Below are 15,066 nucleotides of genomic sequence, written 5' to 3'. Positions count from 1 at the left end.
GCCGAAAATTGAACCAACGAACTTAAATCATGAATAAGATAATTATCATGCTTCTTCTATTGTCGGCGACTAGCTTACAGGTCCAGGGACAAGATTCCTTAATTGACTCAGTAACAAACAAGCGGAATATTTCCTTCAAACCCAGAGCACTTATCATACCTGGTGTGCTGATCGGGTATGGAGTTGTTGGCCTTTTCAGCCCTACTTTAAAAGATTTCAACACTCGCGTAAAAAATGAATTCAGAGACCATGATGATAAGAAGGTAAACTGGGACGATTATGCTCAATACAGCCCTTTTTTATCTGTTTATGCCCTGAATGCGTTAGGCCTACCAGGAAAAAATAGTTTCAAAGATAGAACCATTGTTTTGGCCACGGCCTATCTCTTGATGAGTGGCTCGGTGAACATCATCAAAAAGACTTCAAAAGTTACCAGACCAGATGGCTCAGACACACGGGCGTTTCCTTCCGGGCATACGGCTACGGCTTTTATGGGCGCCGAATATTTACATCAGGAATATAAAGACGTGTCTAAGTGGTATGGTATTACAGGCTATGTAGTCGCCGCTGGTACGGGCTTATTTAGAATGTCAAACGAAAGGCATTGGCTTACGGATGTTGCCACAGGCGCCGGAATCGGAATCTTAAGCACCAAAATAGCTTATTGGATTCATCCCGCCATTAAGAACACCTTCTTTAAAAGAAGAGATAACTTAAGCGGAACTGCTATGCCTTTTTATAATGGGCGAGAATATGGGTTGGGGCTATCTATGAGGTTTTGACGAGAGCAAATAACAACAATTTGGAAAAATAAAACAGCGCCTGAAACCCAGACGCTGTAATCGAGTGGTCTCAGCGGGAATCGAACCCACATCTAAAGTTTAGGAAACTTCTATTCTATCCGTTGAACTATGAGACCAGACGCCTACAAATGCAGGCAGGCGCAAATATAAAAATAATATTTGAACCCAAGCCGCAATCTATCGGATTACGCTGCCTGCTTTATGTGCTACGACAGGGGCCACAAAAGCCAAAGATCCATCAGCATTCTCAGACATCAGGATCATGCCCTGGGATAAAATTCCTTTGATCTCGCGGGGAGCAAGGTTGACCACCACGCTGACTTGCTTACCAATAATATCCTCTGGCTGATAGTATTCGGCAATGCCAGACACCACTGTTCGCTCATCAAGCCCAGCATCAAGCGTTAGCTTAAGCAATTTTTTAGTTTTAGCTACTTTCTCTGCTGCTACAATAGTAGCAACCCGGATGTCTAAAGCGCTAAACTGTTCAAACTGTATGTTTTCCTTTGCGGGAGCTACTGTGGCGACTGCAGTGCCTGCTTCATTATCTGCCTTGCTCCGGTTTAACTTGTCTATCTGTGCCTGCACGGTTTCATCCTCAATTTTCTCGAACAGCAATACAGGTTCATTGAGCTGGTGACCCCGTGCCAGCAGGTTCATCTTGCCAGCATCCTCCCACAGGTACCCACCGTAATTGAACATCTTCATCAGCTTGTCGGCCGTAAAAGGCAAGAACGGTTCTATCAATATCTCCAGCGAAGCAGCGATCTGCAAGCTGATATTTAAAATGGTACGTACGCGGTCCTCATCGGTTTTAATCACTTTCCAAGGTTCCGTATCAGCCAGATATTTATTACCCAGCCGCGCCACATTCATCACCTCGGCAAGCGCTTCCCGGAAACGGTAGTTTTCAATCGAAGCACTTATACGTGCCGGGTATGCCGCAAGCTCATCAATAACCTGCTGGTCTTCCGGTGTGACGTTCATCAGCATTGGCACCTTGCCTCCAAAATACTTATGCGTAAGCACAACCACACGGTTTACGAAATTGCCGAACACCGCCACAAGCTCGTTGTTATTTCGTGCCTGAAAGTCCTTCCAGGTAAAGTCGTTATCCTTCGTTTCCGGTGCGGTGGCGGTAAGCACATACCGCAGCACGTCCTGCTTATCTTTAAATTCCTCAAGATACTCGTTGAGCCATACCGCCCAGTTCTTAGACGTCGAGATCTTCTGGCCTTCCAGGTTCAGGAACTCATTGGCCGGCACGTTGTCGGCCAGGGTATAGCCCCCGTGTGCCATGAGCATGGCGGGGAAGATAATGCAGTGAAACACGATGTTGTCCTTCCCGATAAAATGCACCAGCTTGGTTTCATCGCTTTTCCAGTAGTCTTCCCAGTTACCTTTTTCGAGTTCCTTCTGGTTGATATAGTATTCCTCTGATTTCGGGTTCCACACATCCAGACGGGCGTACTCAAACAGCTCCTTAGTCGCCGAAATATAACCGATTGGTGCATCAAACCAAACATACAGAACCTTGCCCTTTGCATCTTTGAGGGGGACCTTAATGCCCCAATCCAGGTCGCGCGTCATGGCCCTGGGTTGCAGACCAGCGTTAAGCCAGCTCTGGCATTGACCGAACACATTGGGTTTCCACTCTTTGTGGCTGTCTATATAAGCCCTTAATTGATCCTCGTACTGGTCGAGCGGCAGAAACCAGTTCTTGGTTTCCTTTCTCACCGGAGGCTCGCCCGAAAGCGTAGACTTTGGATTGATCAGGTCGGTCGCGTTCAACGTACTGCCGCAGCTCTCACACTGGTCGCCATAAGCGTTTTCGTTACCACATTTAGGGCAGGTGCCCGTAATGTAGCGGTCGGCCAGAAAAGTCTGGGCCTTCTCATCATAATACTGCTCGGTTACCTCCTCTGTAAATACGCCTTTTTCATACAGCGTCTCAAAGAAATCCGACGCCGTCTGATGATGCATCAGGGACGAAGTACGATGATAGATATCAAAAGAAATCCCGAACTCCTTGAAAGAATCACCAATGATCTTGTGATATTTATCGACCACCTCCTGGGGAGATACGCCCTCTTTTTTGGCCTTTAGCGTAATAGGAACACCGTTCTCATCTGATCCGCACACGAACTTCACATCTCTTTTGTTCGACCGCAGGTAACGCACATAGGTATCCGCCGGAAGGTACACCCCCGCCAGGTGACCAATATGCACAGGGCCGTTTGTATAAGGAAGGGCGGCCGTAACCGTATATCGTTTTATTTTACTATTATCCAAAACTATTTTTATTATTTTGGCAAAGATAAGCGTTTTACCTCATGATTAAACAGCCCGCCTATTTAAAAAAGGGCGATAAGATTGCCATTGTGTGCCCTGCCAGCAGGCTGCCCCGACCGATTGATAAGGCCATAGAGGTGTTTCAGTCGTGGGGACTGGAGGTCGTATTGGGAGAAAGTGTTACCGCTGAACATCACCAGTTTGCCGGCACCGACGAGTTGCGCCGCGCCGACCTTCAACGGTTCATGAACGACCCTTCAGTAAGCGCTATTATAGCTGGACGGGGCGGCTATGGCTGCCTTCGTATTATCGATGAGCTTGACTTTACTCACTTTGTTGAAAACCCTAAATGGATCGTCGGTTTCAGCGACGTTACCGTATTGCTGTCCCACCTGTACGCGGTATATGGCATACAAAGCATACACGGTCCGATGCCCTATACTTTTGATGATGCCACGCCCGAATCCCTTGAATCTTTGAGGTGCGCATTGTTTGGGGAGCCGATTGAGTATGGGTATCCAAATCTGCCTAAATCAGGACCAATCATCGGGGGGAACCTTACGCTATTAGTGATGTTGGAAGGCTCTGTTTCTGCAATGGACTACACAGATAAAATTCTTTTTATTGAGGATGTTGGAGAGCGACCTGCTGCTGTGGACCGCATGATGCGGATGTTAGACAGATCGGGAAAGCTGGAAAAGCTTAAAGGCCTCATCGTCGGCGCGTTCAACGAAATGCCGCAAGAAAAAATCCCTTTTGGTCAAACAACTCAAGAAATCATATTACAAGTGGTCAACAGGTATGACTACCCTGTCTACTTTGATTTTCCTGCAGGCCACATTGACGACAATCGTGCTATAGTGGTGGGCAAAGGGCTGGGATAAAGCCTATCAAACTCTACTTTGGCACTGCCCTTCTTCTTAAGAAGTTAGAAATAAGCACAATAACAAATGGAATTATGTCTATCCACATAGACGATAAGCCGGTAAAAGTTAACACAGAATCGATAACCAACTCATAGGAACCAAAGGGCCTATAACCCGTAGATAGTCAAAATTTTATCAACTTGGGGCAATTATAATTATTCTCTCTGAAACTCTACTAAGGTTGTTCACATTCAGTTTATACCCGATGAAGACCTGTTTAGAGTAACTCCCCAATTATACATTGAATCGCGCAAAGTCGGTCAATCTTAATGATTGATTACGACCGACCTACTTAAAAAATTCGTGTGGATTCTATGGGGTACTTCATAATTCGGGCAATGTAATGGTGGGCAGAACCTGTCTGGCGTCGGACCTGTTAAGGCAAAACAAAGATCATAAAAAAGGGCCATATTAATATGACCCCTTTATGTGCGTGCTTATTATAAGTCAAACCACATCTTGTCGAAATACTTCGGCTGTGGATTTGGAATGCTCGGGTTTGCGGCAATTTCATCCTCTGACAAAGTAAATCTTCTTATCAGCGGACCAGAAAATGCGCCCAACGGCAAAGTTAATTCCGGCACTTCAGATCCCTCCGGACCTGACCGGCGCCACTGTACAAACGCCTCCATAGGACGGTCCATTAAATCAACCCATTGCTGCAAATGTATCTGTCTTAACGGATCAGGCGATGTTGTCAAATTCGGCAAGTCTTCAGTGACAAACGCTTGAGCATCAGAAGCGCTGACACCGTAAAACAAGGCTGACTGTCTAACTCCTTCGCTATAGAGCTGCTGAGCAGTACCAAGATTTTGTCCGACACCCAGCCCTCTTGCATATGCCTCTGCTTGTAGTAGCAGTATTTCTTGATAAGACAGAATCACCGAAGGGGCGTCCGGTCTATATAAGTAAGCACTAATGAGCGAGGTATTTGCATTTGCGGTCGCTTCCGTCTCAACTGCTCTATACTCACCATCGGCACCCGGATCAAAAAATTGTGGGATACGCGGGTCGTCTATTGGCTCCATGTATTTAAATACATTGTTGTTTGCAAAGAACCATTGATTTTCTCCGTTGGTGTACTCCTTCAGAAGACGGTACTTAGGGTTTTCGTTGTTTGTCGTGGCATAATATTTTTGCTGCCACGTGTCTGCTGCAGAACTAAGCATGGAAGAAGGATCGGCAAGTAACTGTCCTATCTGAGTTGCCTTTGATGGATCCTTGTCAACCATCGTCATAAGAACCTTAAATTTGATAGAATTTGCCAGTCGGGTCCATTTTGCCATATCGCCTCCATAGTAAATATCATAATCTGTCAACTTCAACGGATTGGCAGGGTCGATCTGCCCAATAGCTTGATCTAGCATCGCTATTATCCCCTCGAACACGTCTTTCTGCTGGTCATATTTTGGATAGGGAAACTGTTCAGGTTGAAACGCCTCAGAAAATGGTACATCTCCATACAATGTAGTAGCCTCGTACATCATTTGCGCAAGCACAATTTTACATTGAGCGGCTGTGTTATTCTGTACTGGACTGGCCTCTTCCGCAGCTTTAATCGCTAGTTTAAGGTTATTCCCTCCTGAACTATAGAAAACTTTCCAAGTATTACCGAGTGTGTAAGTGCTGAGGTTATATACATTATCCTTACCCCAGCCGTAATTGGCACCACTGGCGATGTTTTGAGTCATCAATCCTATTGGCAACCATGCATCTCCACTATTCTTGTTCACATCCCAAGCGGTTATTGCGTAGCCAAACAACAGCTTCGGCTCAACCACCGTAGAGGTAAGCGGACTGGTATTTATGTCTAAATATTTCTTACATGACGCGGCTGTAATTGAAACCAGAAGCATCATATATATTATCTTATTTTTAATTTTCATGATTTTTCAAAATTAAAAGGTGAATCTCAAGTTCATACCAAAAGATCTAGTTGAAGGAATACTGTTAAATTCAACTCCTTCACCAACAGATCCTGCACCGAAGAAGTTAAGCTCTGGGTCAACGTGCGGCACATGACTTTTTATTAGCCAGAGGTTTCTTCCTTCAACACCGATTTCGGCGGACTTAAATACAGAATTCGTTTTAAACAGACTAGCAGGCAATGCGTATGAAAACCTTATCTCCCTCAATTTTACATACGATGCATCGAATATACTTCCGGCTGTATTGCTGCCACCAGCTTCATTGCCCCAGTATTCCTGCATACTCTTAACCGGAGTGGTATTTGGCTGATAAGCACCATCAACAAAATTTACACCCGGATCGACGATAGGCGTACGGTCTCCACCTGTCTCTATAGCCAAGCCTCCGCTTCTGAGGTTACTTACCGTACCTGAATAGAACACTCCGCCCTGGCGGATATCAATAAGTCCACTCAAAGTGAAGTTTTTGTATCGGAACTGGTTGTTAACTCCTAGCATCCAGTCCGGATAAATATCCCCCAGACGCTGCGCTGTCGCCGAAGGATTCTTCAATCCACTTTCTGCATCTATAACATGATTACCGTTTGGATCCATTTCCCATCCGAGTCCATATAAACCGAAGCCCTCGCCAACGGCAGCTTTTATCTGCAATCCGCTCCAACCACTTGCAAGGCTATACTCAGTTAGGCCTTCTGCAAGTTCCTCCACACGCTGAACGTTCTTTGAGAAATTACCGGTAACGTTCCATTCGAAATCAGAACCCCTAACCGGGACCAGGTTTAATCCTATTTCGACACCCTTGTTTCTAATGGCGCCAACATTAACATATTTAGAGAAATAACCTGTCGAGATAGCAACGTCAATCGGGATCAACTGATTGGTAGTTCTTGTATTGTAATAGGTGAAATCCAAGCCGATACGATTTGCCAGAAAGCGAACATCTGCACCCAACTCGTAAGAGTTCTGCTTTTCAGGAACCAGATCAGCGTTAGGCAAAATCCGTGGGCCGGTGAATGCGGTAGTTACACCTCCGATCGGGAAAATAGGCGCTGAAGAACTTACATACTGCATGAATACACTTGTTACCGGATTATATTGGAAATCCAAATTATATGGCTGCAAGTCACTTCCGACACTTGCCCAGCTAGCCCGCAACTTTCCATAACTCAGCCAATCCATATTCTTATCTTTGAGCAATTCGGAGAATAAGAAACTTCCGCTTACCGAAGGGTAGAAATATGAACGATTATTTATAGGTAGTGTAGAAGCCCAGTCATTCCTTCCGGTAACATCGAGATAAAGGAAGTCCTTATAACTGGCACTGAATGCTGCAAAAGCGCCCAAAAGTCGTCTTTTGCTGTAAGCTAATGTTGGCACTGTACGAACGGCGTTCGAATAGTTATACAACTGATCAATAGTAAGGTCCCTCGCGTCAACTACTGTGCTTTCGGACGACCGCTCGTTGATGTTACCACCAACAACCAATTGAAAGTCGAAGTCTTCAACCAAGTCGTTTTGTTGCAAGGTAACTAACAAGTCATTGTTGATCTGACGCTGGAAAATGTCAGTATTTGTAAACGCACCGTTCGTTGTACCAGCAGTTCCTTTCCGGGTAACACTAGATCTTTTTTCTGTATAAATATCTCCACCTAAAGTATTGGTGATCGTTATCCAGTCGAGCGGTTTATAATCCAACGTGTAAGACCCCAGAAAACGATCCACCTTATTCGAGTTTCTGTTATACTGCATAATCCAGTAAGGGTTGTTTCCTGTTCTGTCCGTCGTAAGGAAAATTTGTTTTCCGGTTTCATCAATCACATTATTTCTTACGTCATTAATATCAACTACCCTCGGTAACGAATAAATAGCGGATGTAATGATGTTTGTATTGTTGGAACTCTGAGAAGGTCTTCCGTCTGCGTTGATGCGGTTATAGCTTGCAACAAATCTTGAGGAGAACTTTTCACTGAATTCGCGTCCCGCATTTACAGAAAAGTTATATTTCCCAAGTTTGGATTCAGGGATAATTCCTTTTTCGTTCACAGCAGTGAAACTCAGCCTGTAGTCTGAGTTGTCGCCTCCGCCAGCGAAAGCCACGTTGTTTATGTAAGAGGCTCCGGTGTTAAAGAAATCTTTAACATTATTAGGATATGCCTTAAGTGTAACCTGCCGGCCAAGAAAATCCGTAAACTGCTGGCCTTGAACATCAGAAATTTTTGGTCCCCAACCGTTAGAGTATCTCAAGTCATAGATGTACGCGTCCTCGGTCTCATCATAAATGCCCTGTGCATATTCGTTCTGAAAATCCGGCAATATCAAAGGACTTTCAAAACGTACAGATGAATTAACACTAACCGATGTCTTAGACCCCTTTGCACCTCTCTTTGTAGTGATAATAATAGCACCGTCTTTAGCTCTAGAACCATAAAGCGCGGTAGCAGCAGCTCCCTTCAGCACGGTCATAGATTCTATGTCGTCGGAACTTAAGTCACCGATACGGTTTCCATAGTCAACATTATTGGCCGTGGTACCTCCAGTAGATGTCCCGTCAGTAACAGGTACGCCATCAATGACAAAAAGAGGATTATTTACTCCCAACGAATTGACTCCACGGATGACAATCTTTGCTGAACCTCCAAGCGTTCCGGAGGTTGAATTGATCCGCACCCCGGGAGCCTTTCCGGCAAGAGAATTCAATACGTTTGTTGAACGTGCTTCAGTGAGCTGTTCGCTTTTGATTACCGAAGCGCTATAGCCAAGCGACTTTGATTCCCTCGATATTCCCAGTGCAGTAACAACCACTTCTGAGAGAGCTTGTGAATCTGATGCCAGAGCAACATCGACAACATTGCCTGAAGGTAGTGTGACAGTTTGCGATACATAACCGAGATAAGAGAAAACAAGTTCTGTAGAGCCTGCCGGAACTGTAACCGCGTAACGGCCTTCAGAACTCGTCTGAGTACCAACTTTTGTACCCTTTACTAAAATAGAAACGCCCGGAAGCGGAAGACCATCGTCTTGTCCGGTAACTGTACCAGTAATTGTTCGGTCTTGCGCCATAGCCGTGGATGCCATGCACAAGATTATGAACAAACTTTGTAGAAGTTTTTTCATAAAATTAAAAATTTAGGTTAGTTAATAATTGCGCTAAATATAGGGATTTTAGTATGCATGCATAGTTATTTCATCGCAAAGCAGCTTTTAATGACAAAGCAATGACAGACTACAGGAATCCAAAAAACCGACTAACAAATGCGCAGGTAAAATTTTATTTTATTCAATTTGAATCAAAAGAATTTTGTTCTGTTTGGGAATTTCTCTCGTCGAACAAACAGAATGATTAACAAATTTTAACGTTTTAAGGAATTTGCCCTCCTTTCTTTCTAATACAGCCCTGTTGCTGCTAATTAACTAGAAAAACAGCGTTGGCGAAGATTTGTTTGCCGGATTCCCAGAAAGAACGAAATAAAATATTGTTTCCTAGATATATAACCGTTCCCGAGCCGATCTTTTCTACACCAAACAGCATTCCGCTATCTAGCTTTTGGCGGGCTGCTTTACTGGCTATACCGGACACGTAACTTCCTGGATGAAATGACCCCACGTTTTTTCCTTTTTCAAGAGCTTCGTAAACTTTGTCATCCGTTTTGAGCGTGAAATAACATTTTTCAATTCCCGCTGAAAGCGGGTGGGCAGCATCCATCTGAAGCTTGAAAATTGCCCCAGGCAAACTATTCTCTTTACCTGCTTCACGTATGCGGATCTGAAAGGGCTTCCAATCTGCAACCGCATCCGCTGCGCGGTCTATCAAAATCAATTTACCCCCCGCCTTAATCCAGTCCTGCAAATGTTCGCTTATTCCTGCGTCGTATAGGCCATCTGGAACAATCAATACGTTAAAATTCCGTATGTCAATCAGGTCGAGCGACTCGATATTCACAGTGGCAATATGACAGCTAAGCTCACGCTCCAGAAAATGCCAGATCTCCCCCACGTTTTGGGCTGTGCTACCTGAGCCAGCCAACAAGGCAATTTTAGGGGCTCTTAGAACCGGGTAGGCAGACGAACCCAAGTCCTTTCCTTTTTCGGCGTAACCGCTCGCTATAGGCTGCAACACAATGGTATGCTTACGCTGCAAAGCTTCAATCTTCGCGACCAAACCAGGGATGTTCTTTTCATTCTCCGCCCGGTATACCAGCAAGGCACCTACGGCAAACTGCTTCCCGGCAATGGTGAACGGCTCTTCAGCTACGCGCACTTTAATTCCCGCGGCCTGTAAATCCATCAGTAGCCGGGCATGTGTAAGCGAATTCCATTCGACCACCCAGGCGTACGACCGTACGGCGGGCGGCTCGACTGTTTTCTGCGTTGCTGTATCCGGGGATGGATAGAGTCCTTTCACAGACTCCTTTACTGCATATGCTGGTAAGCCATAAACATAAGGGAGCGACCAGGCCGTTATGTCGTACGTGTTGGAGTCGCGCACTTCTGTGCGCGGCTCAAACAGCACGTTCGCCAGCATAGCTGCAGGCTGGTGCAGGTTCACAATAAGATCGTTCCGCCCCGGCTGGAACTGCTCTGTTTTTCCGGTTTCATAGTTCAGCCCCCTCAATGCAGTGTTCTGACCATATGCATAGCTTATCCCGTTCCGGTCGAGCAGTTCGGCCAGTTTTTGGAGTCTGCCCCCATTTACCCCACGCACTACGTATGTCTTATACATCCCCGGGGGAGCGATCAAGGCCTTCTCAAAATAGCTTTTAAATTCCTGGACCAGTTTGTCGGCATGCCGCGAAACGGTTTCCAGCGTAGCCAGTCCGGTGGTGTAGTGATGTGCGATGCGATCTTTTAAGGTAAGGGTATCCCCCTGCAGGGTGATTACGGCAAGACCGGCATCTATACCTCCCTGTTCGTAGGTCATGCCCACGCCGCCATTATATAAGGCATAGGTATCGCCATACGAAGGATAGAGCAGGTCGAAACGTTCCTTGGTGAAATACTGCCAGCCATACTCATCAAAATATTTTGCATTGTTCTTTCCAGCAATGGTTTGGAACTCCCGCTGCCATGGCGTTACATCGACATGAATAGGCTCCGCGGCCGGGGCGAAATAGTAGGGTTCATTATAATTCTGTTCATGGAAGTCGACCATCACCTGAGGCATCCACTGCCTGTATAGCTTAAGGCGGTGACGCGTCTCCTGCTGCGTTTGCCAGGCCCAGTCCCGGTTCAGGTCGAAGTAATAGTGATTGCTCCTACCGCCCGGCCAGGGTTCGTTATGCTCTCTGGCCAGCGGACTAAGGTTAGGCGCAGCACCGCTCACTTCATTAAAATAGTTCAGGTAGCGTGTCCGGCCGTCGGGGTTCAGACAGGGATCTATGATGACCACTGTGTTGCTCAACCAGCGCTCAACCACATTCGTCCTGCCCCCGGTGAGCGCGTACAGGGTTTTTGCAGCCGTTTCTGACGTGCTAGCTTCGTTACCGTGAACATTATAACTCATCCACATAATGGCTGGTTGTCCCTTCAAGGCTTTACCTGCAAAACTTCCTTTACTTAGACGAAGGTTCTGCTGCCTGATCTCTTCGAGCCTGCTCATATTTTCCGTGGAGGATATTATCACAGCGATCAGTTCGCGCCCTTCATAGGAGGTGCCGTAGCTGATTAACTTTATATGCTCTTTATCGGCCGCCACTACGTGTTTGAAATAAGCGATCAGTTGGTCGTGACTTGTAAATCTGCTTCCCAACTCATAACCCAGGTAGTCGTCGGGCGTTCTTACCTGGGCTACAAGTACACCGCTGCCCAGGAGGAGGGACGCAAAAAAAAGCAGAATACTTTTGGCCATAAAATTTGTTGTACAATTACTAAAGATAAATTTTTTGTTTATTGTTCATCGTGTATTTTTATCGCGCATTAACTATCTGTTATGACCGGCACCGAATTGCTTTACCAACACTATCTGAAAAACCCACTGATCTGTACCGATACCCGCAGGATAACGCCTGGCTGTTTATTTTTCGCCCTCAGGGGAGATAAATTTGACGCGAACACCTTTGCAGAACAAGCCTTAACGATGGGAGCTGCCTATGCGGTAGTCGACAATATCAAATACAAAACGAGCGATCGCTGCATTTTGGTACCCGACGTGCTCAGCGCTTTGCAGGACCTGGCCCGGCATCATCGCAGCAAGCTCAATATACCTGTTGTGGGGCTGACCGGCACGAATGGTAAGACGACCACAAAAGAACTTATCAATGCTGCTTTGTTGCCTAAATACCGCACTTTCGCTACCCAGGGCAACCTGAACAACCATATAGGCGTGCCGCTTTCCATCCTGTCTATACCAAGCGGCACGGAAATCGCCGTCATTGAGATGGGCGCCAACCACCAGAAGGAGATTGAATTTCTTTGCGGTATTGCCGACCCGACCCACGGCATGATCACCAATGTGGGCATGGCCCATCTGGAAGGCTTTGGCGGATTCGAGGGCGTTAAAAAAGGTAAAGGTGAGTTGTACACCTACCTGGCAAACCACGGCAGGGAAGCTTTCGTTAACCAGGACAATGCCCACCTGCAGGAAATGGGCCGCATCGCCGGTCTGCAGCAGATCATCAGTTACGGCAAAGATCCGGGAAACGATGTATGGGGCGAATTGCTTACGGCCGATCCGCTGATCAGCCTCTCTTGGTCTGACACCACCGGCACCTACAACGCCAGCGTGAATTTAACCGGAGCATACAATTTTGAGAACATTCTCGCTGCCATCTGCATTGCCAGTTATTTTGGTGTAAGTGCGGGCCAGATAGCTGAGGGACTGGCGGGCTATCACCCCAACAATAACCGTTCACAGTTGACCGAAACGTCTTACAATAAAGTCATATGCGATTTTTATAATGCCAACCCCAGCAGCATGTCGGCCGCCCTGGGCAACCTAGGCCGATTGACCGCCAACCGCAAGGTGATTATTATTGGCGATATGTTTGAATTGGGTGATGAATCGGAAACTCAGCATGCTAACATTGCCGGTGAAGCTGCCGCTGTGGGCGCCGACGAGCTTTATTTTGTAGGCGAGGCATTTAGCCGGCTGCGCGACAAGCAGCCCGGCAGGTATTTCGCTACCCCGGCCGAGGCATTAGATTATTTCCAGGAGCACCCGGTCCGAAACAGCCTCGTGTTACTAAAAGGATCGCGCGGAATGGCTCTGGAGCAGTTACTGCCCCTGCTGTGATACTTTAATCCCAACATCGCTGATTTCCTTCAGAGGATTGTCGCGCATGTTTTGCTCAATCTCAATGGCATATTTACCAGGCTTGGTAAACCAGTAGTTAGTAAGCAAGGGAAAAGTATAGGTATACAGATTTCCAGATCCGGAACCCAGCCATCTGCCATCGGGCTCGGCCAGGCGGTATTCGTACCGGCGTGTATGCTTTTTAATTCCAGCACCACCCATATGCATCAGTATAAAGATGTTTGAATACCTGTAATCGGAAGTATGACGGAGCTTGAAATAAATATTATAGGCCTTGCTGATGTCCTGGATGTCGACCACCGTACGTGCCTTATTTACATAGGTCCAGTTGCGAGCGGGTACCGACACATTGGTATCTGCAATTGTGCCGGGTTCGCAGCCATAAAAAAACAGGCAAAGAAGGGCTGCAACAACAAGAAGCCCTGGTCTACTCATCTTTAGGCTTGTCCTTTTGTTTATTTCTCCGGTTGCGGTTACGGTTACGATTCCTGTTTGCCGCCGGTTGTCCTTCGCCTCCTTCAACTCCCGTTACGGCCTGTGCCTGTGGCTTTGGCTGTGCTGGTTTGGCCTGTGGCTGTCCTTGTGGCTTCGGCTGTTGTGCCTGCTTCGCTTGCGCAGCGGGCTGGCCTTGTCCGGCTTGCTTTGTCTGCCCAGCACCACCGCCCTGTTTTGCTTGTGAAGGCTTCTGCTGACGTTGATTTCTATCTTGCCGGTTGTTCCTGTCGCCGCCCTGCTTATTCTTGTTTTTGTTCCCGCGTCCTCTCGATTTATCGTCCAAGCGGGTCAGGCTATCCTGCCCCACCACATTTTCGTAATCGTGTGTTTTCTCGGCAACGACGACCGGAGCAAGGTTTATGGCTTCCTCCTTCAGATTAACCGGCTTCTGACCACGCTTGTTCATCGCCATGATTTCCTTCACGCGATCAACCTTAAGCGGAATCCAGTCCTCCGTGTTCGGGTAACTGAACCACATCACCTTTTTGAAAATATCCGTCTTCTGGTGACGGGCCACACCAATTTCGGTATGCAGACTGTCCACACGGTCGGGAATATCTTTCAATGCATCCAGATAGGTGTCCAGTTCGTAATTGAGGCAGCATTTCAGCTTGCCGCACTGTCCGGCCAATTTAAGCGTGTTAAGTGAAAGGTTCTGATACCGCGCAGCAGCGGTAGATACCGTTTTAAAATTGGTAAGCCAGGTAGAACAGCACAATTCCCGTCCGCATGAGCCTATACCGCCAAGTCGCCCGGCCTCCTGGCGCATACCGATCTGACGCATCTCTATACGCACCCTAAAGGTCTCCGCCATCTTCTTGATCAGTTCCCTGAAATCTACACGTCCCTCGGCTGTATAAAAGAAAGTCGCCTTGGTCTTATCGCCCTGATAATCCACATCACTGATTTTCATCGATAAGCGGAGATCGAGCGCAAGCGTCCGGGCCTTATGCATGGTTTCCCATTCTAGATCCTTTGCGATCTTCCATTTTTGCACATCGGCTTCCGTAGCCTTACGGTACACCTTGCGGGTTACCTGATCAGCATGCGTTTTACGCCGTTTCATCTGCATGCGTACCAGTTCGCCTGTAAGAGAAACGTGCCCGATATCATAACCCCCGGTAGCCCCTTCAACGGCTACCAGCTCACCTATTTCCAGATAAATGTTCTCTGCATTCACAAAAAACTCTTTCCTGGCCCCTTTAAATTTAACCTCTATAATGGGGAAAGGCTTATAATTGGTTGGCATATCCAGGTTGGACAGCCAGTCGTAAACATCCATTTTACCGCAGCCATTTGTAAGGCAAGAGCCATTACTTTTGCAGCCCGCGGGTGCGCAACCACCTCCTGTAGAGCAACTTCCACATCCCATA

At 46.8% G+C, this 15,066-nt stretch carries 9 protein-coding genes and 1 tRNA gene; 3 read left to right on the top strand and 7 right to left on the bottom strand.

Annotation, left to right across the window (positions count from 1 at the left end; translation table 11 throughout):
* Positions 1-29: 29 nt before the first annotated feature.
* Positions 30-782 carry a phosphatase PAP2 family protein gene (locus tag QEP07_RS11265; RefSeq protein ID WP_285010197.1) on the top strand — a complete coding sequence of 251 codons (753 nt, stop codon included), beginning with the start codon at positions 30-32 and terminating at the stop codon, positions 780-782.
* Positions 783-847: 65 nt separating this feature from the next.
* Here the strand turns inward: QEP07_RS11265 and QEP07_RS11260 are convergent.
* Together QEP07_RS11260 and metG are read right to left on the bottom strand one after the other, a co-directional pair.
* Positions 848-919 (bottom strand) — tRNA-Arg (locus tag QEP07_RS11260).
* Positions 920-980: 61 nt separating this feature from the next.
* A complete protein-coding gene (metG, locus tag QEP07_RS11255; protein ID WP_285010195.1) occupies positions 981-3,095 on the bottom strand; it encodes a methionine--tRNA ligase in 2,115 nt (704 codons plus the stop codon).
* 41 nt (positions 3,096-3,136) lie between these two features.
* On the opposite strand from metG, the gene QEP07_RS11250 reads away from it, so the two are divergent.
* Positions 3,137-3,979 carry a S66 peptidase family protein gene (locus QEP07_RS11250; protein WP_285010194.1) on the top strand — a complete coding sequence of 281 codons (843 nt, stop codon included), beginning with the start codon at positions 3,137-3,139 and terminating at the stop codon, positions 3,977-3,979.
* Between the two features lie 482 nt (positions 3,980-4,461).
* On the opposite strand, the gene QEP07_RS11245 is transcribed toward QEP07_RS11250, so the two are convergent.
* From QEP07_RS11245 to QEP07_RS11235, 3 genes are all read right to left on the bottom strand, one after another.
* Positions 4,462-5,907 (bottom strand): SusD/RagB family nutrient-binding outer membrane lipoprotein, encoded by a 1,446-nt coding sequence (locus QEP07_RS11245; RefSeq protein ID WP_285010192.1) that lies wholly within the window; start codon positions 5,905-5,907, stop codon positions 4,462-4,464.
* A 12-nt stretch (positions 5,908-5,919) separates the two neighbouring features.
* Positions 5,920-9,063 carry a SusC/RagA family TonB-linked outer membrane protein gene (locus QEP07_RS11240; RefSeq protein WP_285010191.1) on the bottom strand — a complete coding sequence of 1,048 codons (3,144 nt, stop codon included), beginning with the start codon at positions 9,061-9,063 and terminating at the stop codon, positions 5,920-5,922.
* 289 nt (positions 9,064-9,352) lie between these two features.
* Positions 9,353-11,794 carry a M14 metallopeptidase family protein gene (locus QEP07_RS11235; protein ID WP_285010189.1) on the bottom strand — a complete coding sequence of 814 codons (2,442 nt, stop codon included), beginning with the start codon at positions 11,792-11,794 and terminating at the stop codon, positions 9,353-9,355.
* Positions 11,795-11,875: 81 nt separating this feature from the next.
* Between QEP07_RS11235 and QEP07_RS11230 the strand changes: the two genes are divergently transcribed.
* Positions 11,876-13,177, top strand: a complete 1,302-nt coding sequence (locus tag QEP07_RS11230) for a UDP-N-acetylmuramoyl-tripeptide--D-alanyl-D-alanine ligase (RefSeq protein ID WP_285010188.1) — start codon at positions 11,876-11,878, stop codon at positions 13,175-13,177.
* Here the strand turns inward: QEP07_RS11230 and QEP07_RS11225 are convergent.
* Complete coding sequence (locus QEP07_RS11225) at positions 13,160-13,633, bottom strand: gliding motility lipoprotein GldH (RefSeq protein ID WP_285010187.1); 474 nt, start codon at positions 13,631-13,633, stop codon at positions 13,160-13,162. The genes QEP07_RS11230 and QEP07_RS11225 overlap by 18 nt on opposite strands.
* Entirely contained in the window at positions 13,626-15,065 is a 1,440-nt protein-coding gene (locus QEP07_RS11220; RefSeq protein ID WP_285010185.1) for a PSP1 domain-containing protein, read from the bottom strand. Before QEP07_RS11220 ends, QEP07_RS11225 begins: the two co-directional genes overlap by 8 nt.
* Position 15,066: the final 1 nt, after the last annotated feature.

The sequence above is a fragment of the Pedobacter faecalis genome (assembly GCF_030182585.1).
GTDB lineage: Bacteria > Bacteroidota > Bacteroidia > Sphingobacteriales > Sphingobacteriaceae > Pedobacter > Pedobacter faecalis.
The sequence above is the reverse complement of the archived record's forward strand: the minus strand, read 5'-3'. Positions and strand labels throughout refer to the sequence as shown.

Bases quoted from the DNA above. Each gene is read 5' to 3' on its own strand.
- QEP07_RS11265 (WP_285010197.1), top strand. From the start codon at position 30: ATGAATAAGATAATTATCATGCTTCTTCTATTGTCGGCGACTAGCTTA.
- QEP07_RS11240 (WP_285010191.1), bottom strand. From the start codon at position 9,063: ATGAAAAAACTTCTACAAAGTTTGTTCATAATCTTGTGCATGGCATCC.
- QEP07_RS11245 (WP_285010192.1), bottom strand. From the start codon at position 5,907: ATGAAAATTAAAAATAAGATAATATATATGATGCTTCTGGTTTCAATT.
- QEP07_RS11250 (WP_285010194.1), top strand. From the start codon at position 3,137: ATGATTAAACAGCCCGCCTATTTAAAAAAGGGCGATAAGATTGCCATT.
- QEP07_RS11230 (WP_285010188.1), top strand. From the start codon at position 11,876: ATGACCGGCACCGAATTGCTTTACCAACACTATCTGAAAAACCCACTG.
- QEP07_RS11220 (WP_285010185.1), bottom strand. From the start codon at position 15,065: ATGGGATGTGGAAGTTGCTCTACAGGAGGTGGTTGCGCACCCGCGGGC.
- QEP07_RS11235 (WP_285010189.1), bottom strand. From the start codon at position 11,794: ATGGCCAAAAGTATTCTGCTTTTTTTTGCGTCCCTCCTCCTGGGCAGC.
- QEP07_RS11225 (WP_285010187.1), bottom strand. From the start codon at position 13,633: ATGAGTAGACCAGGGCTTCTTGTTGTTGCAGCCCTTCTTTGCCTGTTT.